Annotated in this window: 1 protein-coding gene; it reads left to right on the top strand. The window is 30.3% G+C overall.

Annotated features, from left to right (window positions below; translation table 11 throughout):
* On the top strand, positions 1 to 313 hold a 313-nt coding region (locus tag CN514_RS26265), incomplete at its 5' end, for a hypothetical protein (RefSeq protein WP_217993965.1).
* Positions 314 to 376 lie beyond the last annotated feature (63 nt).

The following is a 376-nucleotide window of genomic DNA, read 5'->3' as shown; positions in this document are numbered from 1 at the left end:
AATGCATGCGTTAGTTGCATTAGAATTTATTTTATTTGAGGAGTTCTTAAATTTTACAATGAAAAGGGTACGGCATAATTCCCTTCTGGAACTTTTTAAGTCCCGAAATTTTGAACAATATCCCTTACAATTAAAAGACCACCTAAGAGCAACAGAATTAGGATTACTATCAGTGATAATACTACCTTTTTATTCTTTCTATTTAGCATTATCAAAATTACAATTACAATTGCAACTGCGAAAAATAGAACTGAATACATGGTTTCCCCCTTCAAATTCTCATATTTTGCTACAAATAATATATATTCTTTAATTTAGTCTTTAATCCTGTTTTGACTATCCCCCACGTTTGCATAATAAAAAGGCTGCAAAACAG

Source organism: Bacillus sp. AFS001701 (genome assembly GCF_002559405.1).
Taxonomy (GTDB): Bacteria; Bacillota; Bacilli; order Bacillales; family Bacillaceae_G; genus Gottfriedia.
The sequence above is the reverse complement of the archived record's forward strand: the minus strand, read 5'-3'. Positions and strand labels throughout refer to the sequence as shown.